The 20,589-nt window shown below is 64.6% G+C and carries 18 protein-coding genes and 4 tRNA genes; 19 read left to right on the top strand and 3 right to left on the bottom strand.

From position 1 onward, the window contains the following. The first annotated feature begins 72 nt into the window (after positions 1-72). Both GRX31_RS21265 and GRX31_RS21260 read left to right on the top strand, forming a co-directional pair. Entirely contained in the window at positions 73-1,065 is a 993-nt protein-coding gene (locus GRX31_RS21265) for an AraC family transcriptional regulator (protein ID WP_046239848.1), read from the top strand. 75 nt (positions 1,066-1,140) lie between these two features. Continuing rightward, positions 1,141-3,627, top strand: coding sequence for a YgiQ family radical SAM protein (locus tag GRX31_RS21260; RefSeq protein ID WP_160854656.1), 2,487 nt, complete (start codon positions 1,141-1,143; stop codon positions 3,625-3,627). A 6-nt stretch (positions 3,628-3,633) separates the two neighbouring features. On the opposite strand, the gene GRX31_RS21255 is transcribed toward GRX31_RS21260, so the two are convergent. The 3 genes from GRX31_RS21255 to GRX31_RS21245 form a co-directional block, all read right to left on the bottom strand. After that, positions 3,634-6,096 carry an EAL domain-containing protein gene (locus GRX31_RS21255; protein ID WP_017403936.1) on the bottom strand — a complete coding sequence of 821 codons (2,463 nt, stop codon included), beginning with the start codon at positions 6,094-6,096 and terminating at the stop codon, positions 3,634-3,636. A gap of 329 nt (positions 6,097-6,425) precedes the next feature. Then, the gene (locus tag GRX31_RS21250; RefSeq protein WP_160854654.1) at positions 6,426-7,379 is read right to left on the bottom strand and encodes a CoA transferase; all 954 of its coding nucleotides are present in this window, start codon (positions 7,377-7,379) and stop codon (positions 6,426-6,428) included. 192 nt (positions 7,380-7,571) lie between these two features. Then, positions 7,572-8,768, bottom strand: coding sequence for an amino acid aminotransferase (locus GRX31_RS21245; protein ID WP_016447126.1), 1,197 nt, complete (start codon positions 8,766-8,768; stop codon positions 7,572-7,574). A 128-nt stretch (positions 8,769-8,896) separates the two neighbouring features. Here GRX31_RS21245 and uvrB point away from each other — a divergent pair, with 128 nt between their 5' ends. The 17 genes from uvrB (at position 8,897) to GRX31_RS21160 (ending at position 20,582) form a co-directional block, all read left to right on the top strand. Then, complete coding sequence (uvrB, locus tag GRX31_RS21240; protein ID WP_160854652.1) at positions 8,897-10,984, top strand: excinuclease ABC subunit UvrB; 2,088 nt, start codon at positions 8,897-8,899, stop codon at positions 10,982-10,984. A 225-nt stretch (positions 10,985-11,209) separates the two neighbouring features. After that, on the top strand, positions 11,210-11,746 hold the full coding sequence (gene iscR, locus GRX31_RS21235) for a Fe-S cluster assembly transcriptional regulator IscR (protein ID WP_012205825.1): 537 nt from the start codon (positions 11,210-11,212) through the stop codon (positions 11,744-11,746). Between the two features lie 134 nt (positions 11,747-11,880). After that, positions 11,881-13,101 carry an IscS subfamily cysteine desulfurase gene (locus GRX31_RS21230; protein WP_017403940.1) on the top strand — a complete coding sequence of 407 codons (1,221 nt, stop codon included), beginning with the start codon at positions 11,881-11,883 and terminating at the stop codon, positions 13,099-13,101. A gap of 43 nt (positions 13,102-13,144) precedes the next feature. After that, a complete protein-coding gene (iscU, locus tag GRX31_RS21225; RefSeq protein ID WP_016447123.1) occupies positions 13,145-13,543 on the top strand; it encodes a Fe-S cluster assembly scaffold IscU in 399 nt (132 codons plus the stop codon). A 1-nt stretch (position 13,544) separates the two neighbouring features. After that, entirely contained in the window at positions 13,545-13,868 is a 324-nt protein-coding gene (gene iscA / locus GRX31_RS21220) for an iron-sulfur cluster assembly protein IscA (RefSeq protein ID WP_160854650.1), read from the top strand. A gap of 116 nt (positions 13,869-13,984) precedes the next feature. Continuing rightward, the gene (hscB, locus tag GRX31_RS21215; protein WP_160854648.1) at positions 13,985-14,503 is read left to right on the top strand and encodes a Fe-S protein assembly co-chaperone HscB; all 519 of its coding nucleotides are present in this window, start codon (positions 13,985-13,987) and stop codon (positions 14,501-14,503) included. Between the two features lie 84 nt (positions 14,504-14,587). Continuing rightward, on the top strand, positions 14,588-16,456 hold the full coding sequence (gene hscA / locus GRX31_RS21210; protein ID WP_016451691.1) for a Fe-S protein assembly chaperone HscA: 1,869 nt from the start codon (positions 14,588-14,590) through the stop codon (positions 16,454-16,456). Between the two features lie 25 nt (positions 16,457-16,481). Beyond that, positions 16,482-16,820, top strand: coding sequence for an ISC system 2Fe-2S type ferredoxin (fdx, locus tag GRX31_RS21205; RefSeq protein WP_013802212.1), 339 nt, complete (start codon positions 16,482-16,484; stop codon positions 16,818-16,820). An 11-nt stretch (positions 16,821-16,831) separates the two neighbouring features. Continuing rightward, complete coding sequence (gene dnaQ, locus GRX31_RS21200) at positions 16,832-17,548, top strand: DNA polymerase III subunit epsilon (RefSeq protein ID WP_016447119.1); 717 nt, start codon at positions 16,832-16,834, stop codon at positions 17,546-17,548. A gap of 42 nt (positions 17,549-17,590) precedes the next feature. Continuing rightward, positions 17,591-17,665: transfer RNA gene (locus GRX31_RS21195), tRNA-Val, on the top strand. A gap of 37 nt (positions 17,666-17,702) precedes the next feature. Continuing rightward, positions 17,703-17,777: transfer RNA gene (locus GRX31_RS21190), tRNA-Val, on the top strand. A gap of 40 nt (positions 17,778-17,817) precedes the next feature. Further along, positions 17,818-17,892: transfer RNA gene (locus GRX31_RS21185), tRNA-Val, on the top strand. A 40-nt stretch (positions 17,893-17,932) separates the two neighbouring features. After that, positions 17,933-18,007, top strand: a tRNA-Val gene (locus GRX31_RS21180). 159 nt (positions 18,008-18,166) lie between these two features. Next, positions 18,167-19,267, top strand: a complete 1,101-nt coding sequence (locus GRX31_RS21175; protein WP_154834211.1) for an NAD(P)/FAD-dependent oxidoreductase — start codon at positions 18,167-18,169, stop codon at positions 19,265-19,267. Between the two features lie 201 nt (positions 19,268-19,468). Beyond that, entirely contained in the window at positions 19,469-19,780 is a 312-nt protein-coding gene (locus tag GRX31_RS21170; RefSeq protein ID WP_016447117.1) for a DUF883 domain-containing protein, read from the top strand. An 8-nt stretch (positions 19,781-19,788) separates the two neighbouring features. Further along, a complete protein-coding gene (locus tag GRX31_RS21165) occupies positions 19,789-20,208 on the top strand; it encodes a phage holin family protein (RefSeq protein WP_016447116.1) in 420 nt (139 codons plus the stop codon). Between the two features lie 2 nt (positions 20,209-20,210). Next, complete coding sequence (locus GRX31_RS21160) at positions 20,211-20,582, top strand: hypothetical protein (protein ID WP_160854646.1); 372 nt, start codon at positions 20,211-20,213, stop codon at positions 20,580-20,582. The last annotated feature ends 7 nt before the right edge of the window (positions 20,583-20,589 follow it).

Below are 20,589 nucleotides of genomic sequence, written 5' to 3'. Positions count from 1 at the left end.
TCGGGGTGCCGACGGGCCGTGGCATGGCCGGCACTGGCTAACATCGGCCCGAAAACAAGGGTCCCGCGAGCCATGGATGTACTCAGTGAAGTTCTCGATATTTGCCGCTCGGAGCGCGCCGTCACGGCGCGCTTTGCGCTGACGGCGCCGTGGAGCCTGAAGTCCACGGGCGTCACCGGCGCCATGATCCGCATGGCGCGCGGCGCGCCTTACTGGATCCAGGTGGAGGGCATGCCGGCGCTGCGTGTCGACCCCGGCGATTTGGTCATGCTGCCCATGGGCGCCGCGCATGTGGTGGCGTCCGACATGGACGTTGCCAGCGAGCTGTTCTCGCGCATGATCGCCCGCCACGCCGAAGGACCGCGGGACGAGAATCCCCTGGTCTTCAGCCATGGCGGCGGCGGCGAGGCCACGGACATGTTTTCGGCCCTGTTGTGGTTTTCCGCCTACTGCCGTCATTCGGTATTCCGCATCCTGCCGCCGCTGATCCACATCCGGGCAAGCGACCTGCCGCTGGCCGACTGCCTGGCCACCACCATGGAGTCGCTCACGCTGGAGACGCTGGCGCGGCGCCCGGGCTGGCGCCTGTCGGCCGCGCGCATGGGCGAGCTGCTGCTGGTCAACATCCTGCGCGAGCACCTGGCGCGCGAGGCCGCCGTGGGTGAAGGCTGGCTGCGGGGCCTGGGCGATGCCTGTGTTGCGCGTGCTCTGGTGTGCATGCACCGCGAACCGCAGCGGGCCTGGAGCGTGGAGACGCTGGCCATCGAGGCCGGCATGTCGCGCACCCGCTTCAGCATGCGTTTCAAGGAGCTGGTGGGTGCCACGCCCATCGGCTATCTGACGGCGCACCGCATGGCGCTGGCCGCCCAGCAGATGGAGGCCGGCGGGCTGTCATCGGCCCGCATCGCCGAGAACGCGGGCTACGACTCGCCGAAGGTGTTTGCACGGGCATTTCGCCGCTGGTCCGGGCACACGCCCAAGGCTTGGCTGGCGCAGGAGGCCGCAAAGAGGTCGGGCTGGCAGCAGCAGGAAGGCCGTATCAGGGGGCTGGAGCAAGACCCTTGACCAGCAGGGTTGAGTGCCGAAACGTACACTGGCCGGTTCCTTCCGCACAGGCTCCCAGAAGCCGAACCGCCCATCATGAACGCCCCCGTTGACGTTTCCTTCTTCCATCGCGCCGCCAAGCCGCTGACCAGCTATCGTCCTTACTGGGCCAAGCGCTTTGGCACGGCCCCGTTCCTGCCGATGAGCCGGGCTGAGATGGAACAGCTTGGCTGGGACAGCTGCGACGTGATCCTGGTGACGGGCGACGCCTATGTGGATCACCCCAGCTTCGGCATGTCGGTGATCGGCCGGGTGCTGGAGGCACAGGGCTTTCGCGTGGGCATCATTGCCCAGCCTGACTGGCAAAGCGCCGAGGCCTTCAAGGCCCTGGGCCGGCCCAACCTGTTCTGGGGCGTGACGGCGGGCAACATGGATTCCATGATCAACCGCTACACGGCCGATCGCAAGATCCGCTCCGACGATGCCTATACGCCGGGCGACGTGGGCGGCAAGCGCCCTGACCGCGCGGCCATCGTCTACAGCCAGCGCTGCCGCGAGGCCTACAAGGACGTGCCCATCGTGCTGGGCGGCATCGAGGGCAGCCTGCGCCGCATCGCCCACTACGACTACTGGAGCGACAAGGTGCGCCGCTCCATCGTCGTGGACAGCAAGTGCGACATCCTGCTGTACGGCAACGCCGAACGCGCCCTGGTCGAGGTGGCCCACCGCCTGGCTGCGCGTGAGCCCGTGGAAAGCATTACCGATGTGCGCGGCACGGCCTTCTTCCGCCGCGAGTCGGAAGCGGGCTGGTTCGAGCTGGATTCCTCCGTGGTGGACGAGCCCGGCGTGGTCGAGCCCCACATCAACCCCTACATGACCACCAGCGAGCAGGCCGAGGCCCAGGGCCAGACCTGCTCCAAGGAAGAGGGTGATGCCGACGCTAAGCCGGACGGCGCCTCGGTCGCCGCCGTTCAGACCATCCAGTTCGTGCCCAACCCGTCGCTGCGCGGCAAGGGCAAGCAGCCGCCGCGCGACAAGACCGTGCTGCGCCTGCCCAGCTACGAGCAGGTCAAGGCCGATCCCATCCTCTACGCCCACGCCAACCGCGTGCTGCACCTGGAGACCAATCCCGGCAACGCCCGCGCCCTGGTCCAGGCCCACGGCGAAGGCGTGACCGCGCGCGATGTGTGGCTGAACCCGCCCCCCATCCCGCTGACCACGGCCGAGATGGACTGGGTCTTTGGCCTGCCGTATGCGCGAAGCCCCCATCCCAGCTATGCCGACGCCAACGGCAGCCATGAGGGCGAGACCAAGATCCCGGCCTGGGAGATGATCCGCACCTCGGTCAACATCATGCGTGGCTGCTTCGGCGGCTGCACCTTCTGCTCCATCACCGAGCATGAAGGCCGCATCATCCAGAGCCGCTCCGAGGAGTCCATCATCCAGGAGGTCGAGGACATCCGCGACAAGGTCAAGGGCTTCACCGGCACCATCTCCGACCTGGGCGGCCCCACGGCCAACATGTACCGCCTGGGCTGCAAGAGCCCCGAGATCGAGGCCGCCTGCCGCAAGCCCAGCTGCGTGTTCCCCGGCATCTGCCAGAACCTGCACACCGACCATGCCCCGCTGGTCAAGATCTACCGCCGCGCGCGCAATCTGCCGGGCATCAAGAAGATCCTGATCGGCTCGGGCCTGCGCTACGACCTGGCCGTGAAGTCGCCCGAGTACGTCAAGGAACTGGTGCAGCACCATGTGGGTGGCTACCTGAAGATCGCGCCCGAGCACACCGAATCCGGGCCGCTGACCAAGATGATGAAGCCGGGCATAGGCAGCTATGACCGCTTCAAGCAGATGTTCGAGCAGTTCAGCGAGGAAGCGGGCAAGAAGCAGTACCTGATTCCCTACTTCATCGCCGCCCACCCGGGCACCAGCGACGAGGACATGATGAACCTCGCCATCTGGCTGAAGAAGAACGGATTTCGCGCCGACCAGGTGCAGACCTTCTACCCCAGCCCCATGGCCACGGCCACGGCCATGTACCACTCGGGTCGCAACACCCTCACCAAGGTGCGTCGCCAGATGCGCGACGTGAACGAGGAGTCGGTGGACATCGTGCGCGGTGAAAAGCGCCGTCGCCTGCACAAGGCCTTCCTGCGCTACCACGACCCCAACAACTGGCCGCTGCTGCGCGAGGCCTTGAAGGCCATGGGCCGTGCCGACCTCATCGGCAACGGCAAGCAGCACCTGATCCCCACCTTCCAGCCCCTGGTCGATGGCGGCTACCAGAGCGCGCGCCGCAAGAACAGCACCCAGGGAACGGGCGTGGCCGCGCGTGCCGTTGTCTCCCAGCAGGGCAAGGCCTATGCCCTCAACAAGGCCGGTGGCAAGAGTGCGGTGCCGGGCAAGGCGCAGGCACAGGCCCGCGACCCCGGAGGCGACGTGCGCTTGCGCTCCAGCCAGCCCAAGCCCGGCCGCATGCTGACCCAGCACACGGGCCTGCCACCGCGCCCTGGCGTGGGCGGCTCCGCGGGCGCTGCCGGGGCCGGCCGCAAGGCCGCGCCGGGCGGGCGCAAGCCGCGCTGACGCGCCTCAGCCGACTGCCGGCGCCAGCGTGCCCTGCCATTCGCGGCGGGCGGCCTGGGCACCGCTTTCGAAGTACTGCGTGTCCAGCGGCACGGGCCGCGCCAGGGCAAAGCCCTGTGCGTAGTCCACGCCCACGGCCTGCAGGGCCTGGGCGATCTCCCGGCTTTCCACATACTCGGCCACCGTGCGCTTGCCCAGGATATGGCCTATGCGGTTGATCATCTCCACCATGGCGTGGTTGCTGGGGTCCTGCAGCATGTCGCGCACGAAGCCGCCGTCGATCTTCAGATAGTCCACGGGCAACTGCTTCAGATAGGTCAGCGAGGACATGCCCACGCCGAAGTCGTCCAGCGCAAAACGGCAGCCCAGCGTGCGCAGGGCCTGGATCAGCCGGGTGGCGCTGGACAGACTGGCGATGGCGCTGGTCTCGGTGATCTCGAAGCACAGCAGCTGCGGCGCGATGCCGTGCGTGCTCAGCTGCGCCTGCACAAAGTCCAGCAGCCCGTCGTCGTCGAGGCTGGGGCCTGACAGATTGATGGCGCAGGTGTCGATATGACGCAGCGCGGCCGGATGCTCGGCCAGCGTGGCCAGCGTTCTGGCGATCACCCAGCGGTCGACGGTGGGCATGATGCCGTAGCGCTCTGCCGCGGGTATGAACGCGGCTGGCGAGATGATCTGGCCCTGCTCGTCGCGCAACCGCAGCAGCACCTCGAAATGCAGGCCGCGCTGGCCATCGGGCTGCAGCGGTGCAATGCTTTGTGCATACAGGCAAAAGCGCTCCTGCTCCAGCGCCGTGCGTATGCGCGTGACCCATTCCATCTCGCTGACGTGGCGGGTGTATTCGCCGTCGTCGCTGCGGTAGACATAGATGCGGTTGCGGCCGCGCTCCTTGGCGCGGTAGCAGGCCATGTCGGCCATGCGCAGCAGGTCCTGGGCCGACTGGACCTCGCCGCCGATGTGGACCAGTCCAATGCTCAGTCCTGTGCGCAGCACCTGCTTGCCCCAGTGCACGTGCAGGGCTTCGGCAGCCTGGCGCAGCTTTTCGGCAATGCGCAGCGCGGGCTCGGGCGGACAGTTCTCCAGAAGAACGCCGAATTCGTCGCCGCCCAGGCGGGCCAGGGTGTCTGTCTCGCGCAGGTTGTGCAGCAGCAGACGGCTGACCTCGCACAGCATTTCATCGCCCGCCGGATGGCCGCAGGTCTCGTTGATGAGCTTGAACTGGTCCAGATCCATGTACAGCAGGGCTGCGGGCCGCAGCCTGTGCTGGCCCTGGTTGAGCAGGCGCTGCAGGCGGCGCTCGAATTCCACGCGGTTCTCCAGCCCGGTCAGGCCGTCATGGCTGGCATGCCAGGAAAGCTGGTCCAGATACTGCTGCTCACGCGAGACATCCCTGAGCACGATCACCGCACCTGCCGGGCGCTCCCCGCCGCCGCTGATGGCCGAGCCCATGAGCTTGACCGGCACGATGCTGCGGTCATGGCGCCGCAGCCACCGCGTGTGCTCTTCGCGCAATTGCCGACCCGACAGCAGATGGGTCAGCAGGCTTTCCGCCGTCTGGGTGGTGTCGATGCTGTTGAAATGCAGGCCCTTGGCCAGGTGCCGTCCCTTGAGTTGCTGCTCGCTGCTGCCCAGCAGGCCTAGCGCGGCAGGGTTGGCATAGTCCACCACGCCCTGGGCGTCCGTGGTGATCACGGCATCGCCCAGCGATGCCAGCGTGGTCTGGGCCCTTTCCTTTTCGGTCAGCAGGTCGTTTTGCACCTGCTGGCGCTGCTGCAGCATGCGCCGCGTATGCCAGAGCGCCACCAGGATCAGCGCCACGCCCAGCATCAGGTGAATGCACTGCAGCCACATCACCATCTGCCGGGAGCTGCGGCCCAGCGAGGCGCTGAACTGCTGGGTGGCGGGTGTGACGCCGGCGTTGATCTGCTCGATCTCGCGCTTCCAGGTGATGACGTCCTCGGCGCTCACGCTTCCCACGGTGTGGCGCTGCTCTATCTCCTGCGCCAGCCGGTCGAGCTGCTGCAGGTACTGGTCGCCCTGCTTCCAGTAACGATAGGGCTCCTCCAGCAGTTCGACATGGCGAAAAGTCTGCATCAGCCAGATCAGCGCGTCGGCATCGTCCGGGTGGTTGCCTCCCAGCAGAATGCCGGCGCGCGCGTCCTTGACCCTGGCTGGCACATCGTCCAGCGCCATGCGGGCCTGCCAGTCGCCTGCAGGAACGATCATGGCCTGCTCGAAGCGCGCCAGGTCGCGCGCCGAGCCGCTGTCCACATAGCGGCTCAGGGCGTAGATGGCATCCTTCTGTGCCTTGGACCACAGGCTTTCTCCGGCCACGAAGGCGCGCACCGCAGACACAAGGTAGAGGCTGCCGCTGGCCATGACCACCAGCACCACGACCACCAGCACCAGGGGCCAGATGCGCTGCACCAGCTGCAGTACCGGCACATGGGCTGGGGGCTGGCTTTGCATAGGCGGTGGACGGAAGGGGCCCAGCGGCGGCCTTAGGCGCTGGCGCCGATGCGCTGCAGGCCAGGCGCTGAGTGGCTAGGTGGCTGACGCATCCCGGATAGCGGGGCGGTCGATGGATGTTCTCGAACCATGGGGCTGCCTCCAGATGAGCCGATTATGGGTGTTTCCAGATGTGTTCGGGTTGTCTGGTTGTATGCGCAGCTCTGATTTAAGAGGAGCAGGCTATCGCGGTAAAGAGGGTCGTCGGCAGCAGCATGTTCATACTCGGCGGGCAGCCGCGACCCAGGCGGCTTGTAGGCCGTGCGCAGATGCTGCCTTTCGGCATTCGCCTACAAGCGGCGCGAGGCCGCTGGCTGAGCGGCGAGCGGATGCAGGGGCAGGTCGTGGCGCTCGGCCAGGTCTGCCAGTTCGGCGCAGGACAGGGCAGCCAGGAAGGCTTCCAGGGCCGCATGCGTGGCCGGGTTGCGCATGCAGGCGATGCTGCCATCGCCCGGCACCGATGCTGCTGCGCACAGGCGTGCCGCGAAATGCGGCTCCAGTGCCGCCACGGCCACCGAACCGTCGGCGCAGGCATAGACGCGATAGCCTGCGTGTGCTCCGCCCACATCTCCGTCGGGCCGGGTCAGGCCCCAGTGCCAGGGCAGGGCCAGCCATTGCGCGGCCTGTGCCAGTCCTGTTTCCTGGAGGTTGCCGTGGCCGCTGCGCTGGCGCAGCAGCCAGGCCTTGAGCACGGCCTCGCTGGCCATCAGCGCGCCAGCCATGTCGGCAAACAGGCTGGGTGGCATGGCGCCGCCCTGTACCAGCCCCGCCTCGGCCTGATAGGTCAGGTCATGGCCCGGCACATCGGCCAGGGCTCCCGCGCTGCCGACGATGCGCACCAGCGACAGCTGCGGATGGCGCTGCTGCAGCGACGCCCAGTCCAGCCCCAGCTTGGCCAGTGCGGCGGGGCGGAACGAGGTCAGCAGGATGTCGGCGCTGTCCAGCGCCTTGTGCAGCGCGGCCTGTCCGTCCTCGGTCTTGAGCTGTGCCTGCCAGACCGCGATGCCCTGGTGCATGTCGGAATAGGCCTGCGGGCTGTAGAGCGCCATCGGGTCCGCGCCGGCAGGCCCTGGCTGCGCAGAGGGCGGCTCCAGCTTGCTGCACTGCGCGCCCATGGCCGCGCAGCGCATCAGGGCGGCGGGACCCGGCAGGTTCAGTGCCAGGCTCAGAATGCGTACGCCGGACAGGGGCAGCCCGTCTGCAGACGAGGAGGTGAAGGGAGTGAGGCAGGCGTGATCTGGCATGGGAATGGAGCGTCTCGTTCTTCATTCGATGTTTCGGCTGCCCGGATGATCGCACCGGTACCCGCGCAGACCTGGCGCATACCGGACTGCCAGGATGCAAAAACCGCCCGCACAAAGAAAATGCCGCCAGGGCAGGGAGCGCTGGCGGCATGCCTTGTCACCCGGCGCAGGGCCAGGTGGCTGGAGTGGCGGTCAGACCACCTTGGCGATCGACTGGCAGACGTAGTCGATGTTCTTGCTGTTGAGCGCGGCCACGCACATGCGGCCCGTGTCCGTGCCGTAGACGCCGAACTCGGTGCGCAGGCGCACCATCTGGTCCTTGCTCAGGCCGGAGTAGCTGAACATGCCGATCTGCGTGGTGATGAAGCTCATGTCCTGCTGGACGCCGGCAGCCTTCAGGCCATCGACCAGCTTCTGGCGCATGGCCTTGATGCGCACGCGCATCTCGCCCAGTTCCTTTTCCCACAGGGCGCGCAGCTCGGGGTTGTTCAGCACGGCGGCCACCACGGCGCCACCATGGGTGGGCGGGTTGGAATAGTTGGTGCGGATCACGATCTTGAGCTGGCTCAGCACGCGGGCCGCCTCTTCCTTGTCGTTGGCCACCACCGACAGTGCGCCCACGCGCTCGCCGTACAGGCTGAAGCTCTTGGAGAACGAGGTCGAGACGAAGATGTTCAGGCCGGCGGCCACGAACTTGCCGATCACGGCGCCGTCTTCGGCAATGCCGTGGCCAAAGCCCTGGTAGGCCATGTCAAGGAAGGCCACCAGGCCCTTGGCCTTGACGGCGGCAATCACCTGGTCCCACTGCTCGGCCGTGATGTCGTAGCCGGTCGGGTTATGGCAGCAGGCGTGCAGCACCACGATGGTGCCAGGGGCCGCTGCGTTCAGGTCGGCCAGCATGCCTTCGAAGTTCACCTTGCGGTTGACGGCGTCGTAGTAGGCATAGGTGCCCACCTCGAAACCGGCGTTCGTGAAGATGGCCTTGTGGTTTTCCCAGCTCGGGTCGGAGATCAGCACCTTGGCAGCGGGGCTGATCTTCTTGAGGAAGTCGGCGCCGATCTTCAGGCCGCCGGTGCCGCCGATGGCCTGCACCGTGGACACGCGGCCGGACTTGACGACGTCGGACTCGGCGCCGAACACCAGGCCCTTGACTGCGGCATCATAGGCAGCGATGCCGTCGATGGGCAGGTAGCCGCGGGCCGTGGGCTTGTCCATCATCGCCTTCTCGGCGGCCTGCACGCACTCGAGCAGGGGCAACTTGCCGTTGTCGTCGAAGTACACGCCCACGCCCAGATTCACCTTGCTGGGGTTGGTGTCGGCAGCGAACTGCTCGTTCAGACCCAGGATGGGGTCGCGGGGGGCCATTTCGACGGCGGTAAACAGAGACATGAAGCGTCCTTGGGATGTCTTGGGAGGTGGAAAAAACGCGGCTAGCCCCAAGCTGCGGTAGGCTTTCGGGTTAACCCATGAATTCTAGCGATCTCGCCGGCCGATACCCACTTTTGCGAACCCACGTCATGCACGAAGTCTCTGATTCCTCTCCAGCACCTGCGGCCTCGGGCCAGTTCGTGCATTTCGCGGACTCCCCCTTCGAGCTGTTCCAGCCCTATCCACCGGCTGGCGACCAGCCCGCCGCCATTGAGAAGCTGGTCGAGGGCATCCAGGACGGTGAATCCTTTCAGACCCTGCTGGGCGTGACGGGCTCGGGCAAGACCTTCACCATGGCCAACGTGATCGCCCGCCTGGGTCGTCCGGCCATCGTCTTCGCACCCAACAAGACACTGGCCGCACAGCTGTACAGCGAGTTCCGCGAGTTCTTTCCCAAGAACTCCGTCGAGTACTTCGTCAGCTACTACGACTACTACCAGCCCGAGGCCTACGTGCCCCAGCGCGACCTTTTCATCGAAAAGGACAGCGCCATCAACGAGCACATCGAGCAGATGCGGCTTTCGTGCACCAAAAGTCTCATGGAGCGGCGCGACGTGGTCATCGTGGCCACGGTCTCGGCCATCTACGGCATCGGCGAGCCCGAAAGCTACCACCGCATGATCATGACGCTGCGTACCGGCGACCGCATCAACCAGCGCGACGTCATCGCGCAGTTGATCCGCATGCAGTACCAGCGCAACGACCAGGACTTCAGCCGCGGCAAGTTCCGCGTGCGCGGCGACACCATCGATGTCTTCCCCGCCGAGCATTCCGAGCTGGCCATCCGCATCGAACTCTTCGACGACGAGGTTGAAAGCCTGCAGCTGTTCGACCCGCTCACGGGCCGCGTGCGCCAGAGCATTCCGCGCTTCACTGTCTACCCCAGCAGCCACTACGTCACGCCGCGCGACAAGGTGCTGGCCGCCGTGGAAACCATCAAGCTGGAACTGGCCGAGCGGCTCAAGCAACTGGTGGGTGACGGCAAGCTGGTCGAGGCCCAGCGCCTGGAGCAGCGCACGCGCTTCGACCTTGAAATGCTCACCGAGGTCGGCCACTGCAAGGGCATCGAGAACTACACGCGCCACCTCTCCGGCGCAGCCCCGGGCGAGCCCCCCAGCACATTGACCGACTACCTGCCCAACGACGCGCTCATGTTCCTGGACGAGAGCCACCAGATGATCGGTCAGCTCAACGCCATGTACAGCGGCGATCGCTCGCGCAAGACCACGCTCGTGGAGTACGGCTTTCGGCTGCCGTCGGCGCTGGACAACCGGCCGCTGAAATTCGAGGAATTCGAGCGGCGCATGCGCCAGGTCATCTTTGTCTCGGCCACGCCAGCAGACTACGAAAAAACCCACTCAGGTCAGATCGTGGACCAGGTTGTGCGCCCGACGGGGCTGATCGACCCCGAAATCGAAGTGCGCCCAGCCACCAACCAGGTGGATGACGTGCTGCAGGAAATCCGCCTGCGCGTCGAGCGCGGGGAGCGTGTTCTCATCACCACGCTCACCAAGCGCATGGCCGAGCAGCTCACCGACTACCTGAGCGAAAACGGGGTCAAGGTGCGCTATCTGCACTCCGACGTGGAGACGGTGGAGCGCGTGGAGATCATTCGTGACCTGCGTCTGGGCGTCTTCGACGTTCTCGTGGGCATCAACCTGCTGCGAGAGGGCTTGGACATCCCTGAAGTCTCGCTGGTCGCCATCCTCGATGCCGACAAGGAAGGCTTTCTTCGCGCCGAGCGAAGTCTCATCCAGACCATCGGCCGCGCAGCACGCAACCTGCACGGCAAGGCCATCCTCTACGCGGACAGGATCACGGAGTCGATGAAGAAGGCCATCGGCGAGACCGAGCGCCGCCGCGCCAAGCAAATGGCGTTCAACGAGGAAAACGGCATTGAACCCAAGCAGATTGTCAAGCGGGTGAAAGACCTGATTGATGGTGTCTACAGCGAAAAAAGCGGCAAGGAAGCGGAACGTCTGGAGGCCAATCAGCTCGAAAGAGCGCGTGTCGAGGACATGTCCGAAAAAGATGTGGCCAAGGAAATCAAGCGTCTGGAGAAGCAGATGCTTGAACATGCGCGCAGCCTGGAGTTCGAACAGGCGGCGCGGGTGCGCGATCAGCTGGCACTGCTCAAGGAGCAACTGTTCGGAGGCTCTTCCGCGCAGGTTTCCTGAGGCGGTGCCTTGTCTGAAGCCTGTTGGCTCTTGTTACCCGACAAAATTGATGGGGAATGTGGTACACTCAGGGTCAACACTCAACAACAACAAAAACTTCGATGAAAAGAAGGGCTCTGAACCTTTTGAACAGGACGGAGTAAGGGCGGAGACTGTGCCCAACTCCAGTCAAATCGCTGGAGCGGGTGTTTCTGTAACGTACAAGCCTGACTGAAGGAGCTCGTAATGCGTCTCACCACCAAAGGCCGTTTTGCGGTCACTGCCATGATCGATCTGGCCCTGCGCCAGAACAATGGCCCTGTTACGCTGGCTGCCATCAGCCAGCGACAGCAGATTTCCCTGTCGTATCTCGAACAGCTGTTCGGCAAGCTGCGCCGCCATGAACTCGTCGAGTCCACCCGTGGACCCGGCGGCGGCTACACGCTGGCCCGCAAGGCTGGCGACATCACCGTGGCCGACATCATCGTCTCCGTGGACGAGCCCATTGACGCCACCCAATGCGGCGGCAAGGAAAATTGTCTGGGCGAAGCAGGCCGCTGCATGACGCATGAACTGTGGGCGGCATTGAATCAGCGCATGGTCGAGTTCCTCGATTCCGTGACGCTGCAAAAGCTCGTCGACGAACAATTGGCCAAGGGCATCCAGATCGAGGACAAGCCCGTAGTGCGTCGTGCAATTTCCACGGCTCCCGTGGTCAAGCCCATCCGCGTGAATGCACCGAACTCGGTATTCGCGCTGGGCAACGCCTTCGCCAAGTCCTGATCGACTTTTGACACCCTGAGGGCAGGGCGCCGCTGCGCATGGCTGTGTGGCGCGGTGCTGCCCGCCCGGATGGATTCACCGGAGTTCATCGCCTTCCCGATTTTTGCCAGCCGGAACTTTGATAAGAGCCAGTCATGGACATGACCCCGCATTTCCCCATCTATCTCGACTATGGCGCGACCACTCCCGTGGACCCTCGCGTGGTGGACGCCATGATCCCATGGTTGCGTGAGCACTTCGGCAACGCTGCATCGCGCAGCCATGCCTGGGGTTGGGAGGCCGAAGAGGCCATCGAGAAGGCCCGCGGCCAGGTGGCGGATCTGATTGGCGCGGATCCCCGTGAAATTGTGTGGACCAGTGGCGCGACCGAGTCCATCAATCTTGCCATCAAGGGTGCGGCGCACTTCTATCAAGGCAAGGGCAAGCATCTGATCACGCTCAAGACCGAGCACAAGGCCGTGCTCGACACCATGCGTGAACTCGAGCGTCAGGGCTTTGAGGTGACCTACATGGACGTGCAGCCTGATGGTCTGCTCGATATCGAGGCATTCAAGGCCGCGCTGCGTCCCGATACCATCTTGGTGAGCGTGCTCTTCGTGAACAACGAAATCGGCGTCATCCAGGACATTCCCACGATTGGCGCGCTGTGCCGCGAGAAGGGCATCCTGTTCCATGTGGATGCTGCGCAGGCTACGGGCCGCGTGGAGATCGACATGTCCAAGTTGCCGATCGACCTGATGAGCATGACCGCGCACAAGACCTACGGTCCCAAGGGCGTGGGTGCCCTGTACGTGCGCCGCAAGCCGCGTGTGCGCCTGGAGGCGCAGATCCACGGCGGTGGTCATGAGCGTGGCATGCGTTCGGGTACGCTGCCCACGCACCAGATCGTCGGCATGGGCGAGGCTTTCCGCATCGCCAAGGAAGAGATGGTCGAGAGCAATGCCAAGGCCTATGCGCTGCAACAGCGCCTGCTCAACGGTTTGAAGGATCTGGAACAGGTCTTCATCAACGGCAGCATGGAGCACCGTGTGCCTCAGAACCTGAACATGAGCTTCAACTTCGTCGAAGGCGAGTCGCTCATCATGGGCATCAAGGGGCTGGCAGTGTCGTCGGGCTCCGCTTGCACTTCGGCCAGCCTGGAGCCCAGCTATGTGCTGCGTGCCCTCGGCCGCAGTGACGAGCTGGCGCACAGCAGCCTGCGCATGACCATCGGCCGTTTCACGACCGAGGAAGAAATCGACTACGCGATCAGCACCATCCGCACCAATGTGGTCAAGCTGCGCGAACTCAGCCCGCTGTGGGAGATGTACAAGGACGGCATCGACCTCAGCACCATCCAGTGGGCGGCGCACTGAGCGTCGGCCGGCACGCGAATCAAGTATTGAAGAGGTAGACATCATGGCTTATTCCGACAAAGTGGTAGACCACTATGAAAACCCCCGCAACGTGGGTTCGTTCGACAAGAGCGACGAATCGGTGGGCACCGGCATGGTCGGCGCGCCTGCCTGTGGCGACGTGATGAAGCTGCAGATCAAGGTCAACCCCGAAACCGGCGTCATTGAAGATGCCCGTTTCAAGACCTATGGCTGTGGTTCGGCAATCGCCTCGTCTTCGCTGGTGACCGAGTGGGTCAAGGGAAAGACGCTGGATGAAGCGGCTGCGCTGAAGAACAGCCAGATCGCCGAAGAACTGGCCCTGCCTCCCGTCAAGGTGCACTGCTCCATCCTGGCCGAAGACGCCATCAAGGCCGCAGTGGACGACTACCGTGCCAAGCGCACTGCGGTGGTGGCCGCCTGATATGGCGATCTCGCTGACCGAGTCCGCGGCCCGCCATGTGAGCCGCTACCTGTCGCGCCGCGGCAAGGGCATCGGCGTGCGCCTTGGGGTCAAGACCACGGGCTGCTCTGGCCTGGCCTACAAGCTGGAGTATGTGGACGAACAGTCGCCCGAGGATGTGATCTTCGAGGACCACGGCATCAAGGTGCTGGTCGACCCCAAGAGCCTGGCCTATATCGATGGCACGGAACTGGACTTCGTGCGTGAAGGCTTGAACGAAGGCTTCAAGTTCCACAACCCCAACGAGCGCGATCGCTGCGGCTGCGGCGAGAGCTTTCGCATCTGACCGGCATTTGCCGGGGGGCCAGGCTCTGGTGGCCTGGCGGCATGCCCGGCAGGCCCTGACTTTTCTACTCCCTCAAGAGGCCGCCATCGCTTCGGTGCTGGCGGCTTTTTATCGACATGAACCTGCAATCGGACGATTTCGAGCTGTTTGCGCTGCCGCGCCAATTTGCGCAGGAGCGCAGCACCATTGACGCGCGCTGGAAGGAGTTGCAGCGCGAGGCCCATCCTGACCGCTTTGCCTCGCAGGGCGCAGCTGCGCAGCGTGTGGCCATGCAATGGTCGGTACGCATCAACGAGGCCTATCAACGGCTGAAAGAGCCGCTCAGGCGAGCAGCCTATCTTTGCGAATTGCTGGGTGCACCCGTGCGTGCCGAGGACAACACCTCCATGCCCACCGCCTTTTTGATGCAGCAGATGGAATGGCGCGAGGCGCTGGACGATGCGCAGGACGAGGCCGCCTTGGATGCGCTGGACGGCGAAGTGTCGCAGGCCAGAAAGAGCATGCTGGCCGAATGCGGCCGCCAGCTCGATGAACTGCGCGATCCCCAGGCGGCCGTGCAGCAGGTCAGAGCCCTCATGTTTGTTGCGCGATTTGCGCAGGACATAGAGCGTCGCCGCGATCAACTGGGACAATAGTCCGCGACCCGAACCTCCCACGAGAGTCCCTCATTCACAAGGCAGGCCGGCCGGCCCGGACCTGCAATTTCCCCGAGTATTTCCATGGCGCTTTTGCAGATTTCCGAACCCGGTCAGTCCCCCGATCCCCACCAGCGACGCATTGCCGTGGGTATCGACCTGGGCACCACCCATTCGCTGGTCGCCGCAGTCCGCAATGGCGTGGCCGAATGCCTGCCGGATGATCAGGGCCAGGTACTGCTGCCTTCCGTCGTGCGCTATCTGCCCCAGGGGCGCCGCGAGATCGGCTACGCCGCGCAGGCGGCGCTGTCCACCGATGCGGGCAACACCATCGCCTCGGCCAAGCGCTTCATGGGCCGTACGCTGGCGGACATCGACGCGCCGGAGAAGCTGCCTTACCGCTTTGCTGAGCAAGAAGCCGGTCGTGGCGTGATCGGGATCGAGACCATCGATGGCACGAAGACCCCCGTGGAAGTCAGCGCCGAGATCCTGGCCACGCTGCGCTTTCGCGCCGAGGACACCTTCAACGACGACATCCATGGCGCGGTCATCACCGTGCCAGCCTACTTTGACGACGCGCAGCGCCAGGCCACCAAGGATGCGGCCAAGCTCGCCGGCATCAACCTGCTGCGCCTGATCAACGAGCCCACGGCTGCCGCCATTGCCTATGGCCTGGACAACGGCTCCGAAGGCGTTTACGCCGTCTACGATCTGGGTGGCGGCACTTTCGATATTTCGGTCCTGCGCCTGTCCCAGGGTGTGTTCGAGGTCGTCTCCACGGGGGGGGACTCGGCCTTGGGTGGCGATGACTACGATGCGGCACTGGCTGAGTGGGTGGCCCAGCAGACCGGCGTGGTTCCGCAGACCGCCGAGGACAAGGCCCGCTGGCGTATGGCGGCACGCCTTTGCAAGCAGGCATTGACGGATGCTCAGGCCGCCACGTTCACGGCAGAGCTGTCCACCGGCACTGTGCATTTCGATGTCAAGCGTGGCGACTTCGATGCGAGCACGGCCCATCTGACGGCGCGCTCGCTGGCGGCGGTGCGCCGCGCACTCAAGGACGCTGGCCTGACGCGCGACGAGGTGCAGGGCGTGGTCCTGGTCGGTGGTTCCACCCGCATGCCCCAGGTGCGCGAGGCAGTGGCCCAGTTCTTTGGCCGCGATCCTCTCGTCAACCTCAATCCCGATGAAGTCGTGGCGTTGGGCGCTGCCATTCAGGCCAATCAACTCGCGGGCAACAGTTCCAGCGGCGACATGCTGCTGCTGGATGTGATTCCCCTGTCGCTGGGTGTGGAGACCATGGGCGGTCTGGTGGAGCGCATCATCACGCGCAACGAGACCATTCCCACGGCCCGCGCCCAGGACTTCACCACCTACAAGGATGGGCAGACGGCCCTGGCCATTCATGTGGTGCAGGGTGAGCGCGATCTTGTGGCGGACTGCCGCAGCCTGGCGCGTTTCGAACTGCGCGGCATCCCGCCCATGGCAGCCGGCGCGGCGCGCATCCGCGTGACCTTCACCGTGGATGCCGACGGCCTGCTGTCGGTGGGTGCCAAGGAGCAGATCAGCGGCGTCGAGGCGCATATCCATGTCAAGCCCTCGTACGGCCTCTCGGACGACGAGGTTGCCCGCATGCTGCAGGACGGCTTTGCCACGGCCCAGCAGGACATTCAGGCGCGCGCGCTGGTGGAGGCGCGTGTCGATGCCGACCGCATGCTCATGGCCACGGAGAGCGCGCTGCAGGCCGATGGCGATGTGCTGGCTGCAGACCAGCGCGCAGCCATCGACGCTCTGGTCGACGCCCTGCGCGCCAGCGTGGGCTCCGAGGATGCCGCCGTCATCGAGGCCGCAACACAGGCGCTGGCCAAGGGCACGGAGTCCTTTGCCGCCGAGCGCATGAACCGCAGCATCCAGCAGGCCCTGGCCGGCAAGAGCGTGCAATCCCTTTCCTGATTTCTGATCCGAACGCAGATCCGCCATGCCCGTTATCAAAATACTTCCCCACGCCGAATACTGTCCTCAGGGTGCCGAAATCGAGGCGCCTGCCGGCACCTCCATCTGCGAGGCACTGCTGGACAACAACATCAAGATCGAGCACGCCTGCGACATGAGCTGTGCATGCACCACCTGCCACGTGGTGGTCAAGGCAGGCTACAACTCGTTGAACGAGGCCGAGGAAGAGGAAGAAGACCTGCTGGACCGCGCATGGGGCCTGCAGCCGCAGTCCCGCCTGTCCTGCCAGGCCATCCTGGCGCGCGAGGACGTGACCATCGAGATTCCCAAGTACTCGCTCAACCACGCCAAGGAAAACCACTGAGGACCCAGCACATGTCGCGTCAAATCATTCTCGACACGGAAACCACGGGCCTGTCCGCCGACAACGGCGACCGGCTCATCGAGCTGGGGTGCGTGGAGATGGTCAACCGCAAGCTGACCGGCAACAACCTGCATCTGTACTTCAATGCGGGGCGCGACAGCCATCCGGACGCGCTGCGCGTGCACGGCATCACCACCGAGTTCCTCAAGGACAAGCCTCGCTTCGAGCAAAAGGTCGATGAGATCTGGGAGTATCTGCAAGGCGCTGAACTCATCATTCACAACGCGCCTTTCGATCTGGGATTCCTGAACAAGGAGCTGGAGCTTGCCAACCGCCCGCCGATCAGGCAGTGCGTGAGCGGCGTCATCGACACCCTGGTCATGGCCAAGGAAATGTTCCCAGGCAAGCGCAACTCGCTGGACTCGCTGTGCGACCGTCTGGAAGTGGACAACTCCGGGCGCACGCTGCACGGCGCCTTGCTGGATGCGGAACTGCTGGCCGATGTCTACATCAACCTCACGCGAGGCCAGGAGGCCCTGCTGATGGTGGAGGAGCCGGCCCAGTCCGAGGGCGGCCTGGTGGTCGCGCAGGTCGATCTGCGCAGCTTCAGGCTGCGCGTGGTGAGCGCCAATGATCAGGAGCTGGCCGCGCACGAGGACGTGATGGTGCAGATGGATAAATCGAGCGGCGGCAAGACAATTTGGCGCAGCTTCGAAAATCAGTCCTAGAAGTTATGACATAATCTAAGTCTTGTCGCAGTAACGACATATGGGTGATTAGCTCAGCGGTAGAGCACTGCCTTCACACGGCAGGGGTCACATGTTCGATCCATGTATCACCCACCATTTTTTCCAGGGAAGCGGGCCTCACAGCCGGCTTCACGGGTGATTAGCTCAGCGGTAGAGCACTGCCTTCACACGGCAGGGGTCACATGTTCGATCCATGTATCACCCACCAGTTTTTTCCAAGGAAGCATGGCCTCGCAGCCATGCTTCACGGGTGATTAGCTCAGCGGTAGAGCACTGCCTTCACACGGCAGGGGTCACATGTTCGATCCATGTATCACCCACCAATTTTTTCCAAGGAAGCACGGCCTCGCAGCCGTGCTTCACGGGTGATTAGCTCAGCGGTAGAGCACTGCCTTCACACGGCAGGGGTCACATGTTCGATCCATGTATCACCCACCATTCAAGCCCTTCTGAAACTTGTTCAGGAGGGCTTTTCCGTTTTGGTTGCTCCCATTTGTTCCAGGTCCTGGATATTCCAGTGCAGCCCGGTGATCTGCGGCGTATTCGTATCTGGCGCGGTCTGATAATCAGTGGCTGAACGACGAAAGGGCAGGCAGGATGAGCGAGCAGGTCGATTGCGTGGTGGTGGGGGCGGGCGTCGTGGGGCTGGCCGTGGCCAGGGCCCTGGCGTTGCAGGGCAGGGAAGTCATGGTGCTGGAGGCAGCTGAAGCCATTGGTACGGGCACCAGTTCGCGCAACAGCGAGGTCATCCATGCCGGCATCTACTATCCCCAGGGTTCGCTGAAGGCCCGGTTTTGCGTCGAAGGCCGCCAGCGTCTCTATGCCTATTGCGAGGAACGCGGCGTTGCCCACCAGCGCTGCGGCAAGTTCATCGTGGCAACGGATGAGGCGCAGCGCGGCCAGCTCCAGGCCATTGCGCGCAAGGCCGAGGCCAATGGCGTCAATGACCTGCGCTGGCTGGATGGCCCCGAGGCACGGGCCTTGGAGCCTGCGCTGCAGTGTGTGGCGGCACTGCATTCGCCCAGCACCGGCATCATCGACAGCCACGGCCTGATGCTGGCTCTGCAGGGCGATCTCGAAAACGCAGGCGGCATGGTGGTCTGTCATGCCGAGGTGCAGGAGGCCGCCGCCACGTCTGGCGGCGTGTGGCTGCGCACCGCCGACGGCACGCAGCTGCAGGCGCGTAGCCTGGTCAATGCGGCAGGCCTGAATGCCCCGTTGCTGGCGGCGCGCCTGCAAGGCTTTCCGCAGCAGTTGGTTCCACGCGCCTTCTATGCCAAGGGCAACTATTTCACACTGTCCGGGCGCGCGCCGTTCTCGCGCCTCATCTATCCCGTGCCCGAGGCTGCAGGTCTGGGCGTGCATCTCACGCTGGACATGGGTGGACAGGCCAAGTTCGGCCCCGATGTGCAGTGGGTGGAAAGCGCAAGCGATCTGCAGGTCGATCCAGCGCGCGCCGACGCCTTCTATGCAGAGATCCGCCGGTACTGGCCGGCCCTGGCCGATGGCGCGCTGGTGCCCGGCTACGCTGGCATCCGTCCAAAGATCAGCGGTCCTGGCGAGGCGGCGGCAGACTTCACGATCCAGGGACCGCAGGTCCATGGCGTTGCGGGCGTGGTGCAGTTGCTGGGCATCGAATCGCCGGGTCTGACCAGCTGCCTGGCCATCGGCGCACATGTGGCGAAGCTGCTGGCCTGATGGTCTGCCGGTCCACGACACACGGCCACGGCAGGCCTTGTCTGACAAGGCTCAGGCCCCCTCGCTTCCCGGAAGCCAGGGAACAATTGGATAAGATGCTTGCATGTAACAAGGGCCTGCCCATGTTGCGTGACAGGTATCGGGCGACATGATTGCCTGCTCCCCGCTGTATTTGTTTTCACCTCAATAGAAAGGCTCATCATGACGAAGTCGATCACTGAAACCGTCTCCACCGCGCAAGCCGATCTTGAAAAACTGGTCAGCGACCTGCGTGGCCTGCTGTCTGCCAAGGAGCTGGATGCCGTGCCGGAAATCCACATGCTGCGCCAGCGCATCGATGACGGCATGTCCAATGTGCGTGACTCGGCTGTGCGCGCCGCGCAGGAAGCGGCCCGCCAAGCCAAGGATGCCGCCTATGCGGCGGATCGCTATGCCCACGACGAGCCGTGGCGTGTGGCTGGCGCAGCCCTGGCTGTGGGCGCCTTGCTGGGCTTCATGCTGGGCCGTCGCTGATCAACGGCATGCCTGACCAGAAAAGGATGCCTGTGAACTGGATTTCCCTTCTGGGTTTGGATGCCTGGGTGGCGCGCTGGCGTGCTGCCGTGATCGAGCTGGCCATTGCCGCCGAGGACCGTACCGACCTGGCTCGGCTTGAATGGGTCCAGCACAAGCGCAGCATGCAGACCGTGGTCGTGCTGCTGATCGCGCTGGCCGGACTCAGCGTCGTGGTCATGCTCATGCTGTCCGTGGCGGTGCTGGTGCAGTTCTGGGACACCGAGCACCGCGTGATGGTGGCCTGGCTGCTGTTTGGCGGCTGGCTGGCTATCCTTGCAATTGCCTTGTGGCAGTTGCTTGCGGCCGTACGACGCCTGGCACGCCCTTTCATCCTCACCCGCAACGAGCTGAGCCAGGACTGGCAGGCGCTGAAGAAGAGGCTGTAACCATGGTCAATGCTTCCAATGCTTCCCAGTCCCGCGACGAGGTTGCGCCGCCCAGGCTCACGGGCCCCAATGCGGCGCTGTGGCCCACTTCCACCGTGGAGCAGCAGCAGGTGATGCAGCGCATTGCCCAGCAGCGCGAGCGCCTCAGGGCGCGCTCGGCGGCCGTGGCCCAGGCCCGGGCGCTGAGCCGTGCCGCCACACACGTGCGCCCGGATGCACCGCTGATCGAGCGCGTCGCAACGTTTGCGCGTCTGCACCCCGTGGCCGTGGGCGTGGCGGCTGCCGCTGCCTTGGTCATGGGGCCGCGCAAACTGATCCGCATCGGCACCACACTCATGCCTTTGCTGGCACGCCTTCAGCAGCGCAGGGGCTGAGATAAGG

This window comes from Delftia sp. CH05 (assembly GCF_009827015.1).
Classification (GTDB): Bacteria; Pseudomonadota; Gammaproteobacteria; order Burkholderiales; family Burkholderiaceae_C; genus Comamonas; species Comamonas tsuruhatensis.
This window is presented reverse-complemented; position numbering and strand designations above follow the sequence as displayed.

Coding starts and splice junctions, on each gene's coding strand:
- GRX31_RS21265 (WP_046239848.1), top strand. CDS start 73: ATGGATGTACTCAGTGAAGTTCTCGATATTTGCCGCTCGGAGCGCGCC.
- GRX31_RS21260 (WP_160854656.1), top strand. CDS start 1,141: ATGAACGCCCCCGTTGACGTTTCCTTCTTCCATCGCGCCGCCAAGCCG.
- GRX31_RS21255 (WP_017403936.1), bottom strand. CDS start 6,096: ATGCAAAGCCAGCCCCCAGCCCATGTGCCGGTACTGCAGCTGGTGCAG.
- GRX31_RS21250 (WP_160854654.1), bottom strand. CDS start 7,379: ATGCCAGATCACGCCTGCCTCACTCCCTTCACCTCCTCGTCTGCAGAC.
- GRX31_RS21245 (WP_016447126.1), bottom strand. CDS start 8,768: ATGTCTCTGTTTACCGCCGTCGAAATGGCCCCCCGCGACCCCATCCTG.
- uvrB (WP_160854652.1), top strand. CDS start 8,897: ATGCACGAAGTCTCTGATTCCTCTCCAGCACCTGCGGCCTCGGGCCAG.
- iscR (WP_012205825.1), top strand. CDS start 11,210: ATGCGTCTCACCACCAAAGGCCGTTTTGCGGTCACTGCCATGATCGAT.
- GRX31_RS21230 (WP_017403940.1), top strand. CDS start 11,881: ATGGACATGACCCCGCATTTCCCCATCTATCTCGACTATGGCGCGACC.
- iscU (WP_016447123.1), top strand. CDS start 13,145: ATGGCTTATTCCGACAAAGTGGTAGACCACTATGAAAACCCCCGCAAC.
- iscA (WP_160854650.1), top strand. CDS start 13,545: ATGGCGATCTCGCTGACCGAGTCCGCGGCCCGCCATGTGAGCCGCTAC.
- hscB (WP_160854648.1), top strand. CDS start 13,985: ATGAACCTGCAATCGGACGATTTCGAGCTGTTTGCGCTGCCGCGCCAA.
- hscA (WP_016451691.1), top strand. CDS start 14,588: ATGGCGCTTTTGCAGATTTCCGAACCCGGTCAGTCCCCCGATCCCCAC.
- fdx (WP_013802212.1), top strand. CDS start 16,482: ATGCCCGTTATCAAAATACTTCCCCACGCCGAATACTGTCCTCAGGGT.
- dnaQ (WP_016447119.1), top strand. CDS start 16,832: ATGTCGCGTCAAATCATTCTCGACACGGAAACCACGGGCCTGTCCGCC.
- GRX31_RS21175 (WP_154834211.1), top strand. CDS start 18,167: ATGAGCGAGCAGGTCGATTGCGTGGTGGTGGGGGCGGGCGTCGTGGGG.
- GRX31_RS21170 (WP_016447117.1), top strand. CDS start 19,469: ATGACGAAGTCGATCACTGAAACCGTCTCCACCGCGCAAGCCGATCTT.
- GRX31_RS21165 (WP_016447116.1), top strand. CDS start 19,789: ATGCCTGACCAGAAAAGGATGCCTGTGAACTGGATTTCCCTTCTGGGT.
- GRX31_RS21160 (WP_160854646.1), top strand. CDS start 20,211: ATGGTCAATGCTTCCAATGCTTCCCAGTCCCGCGACGAGGTTGCGCCG.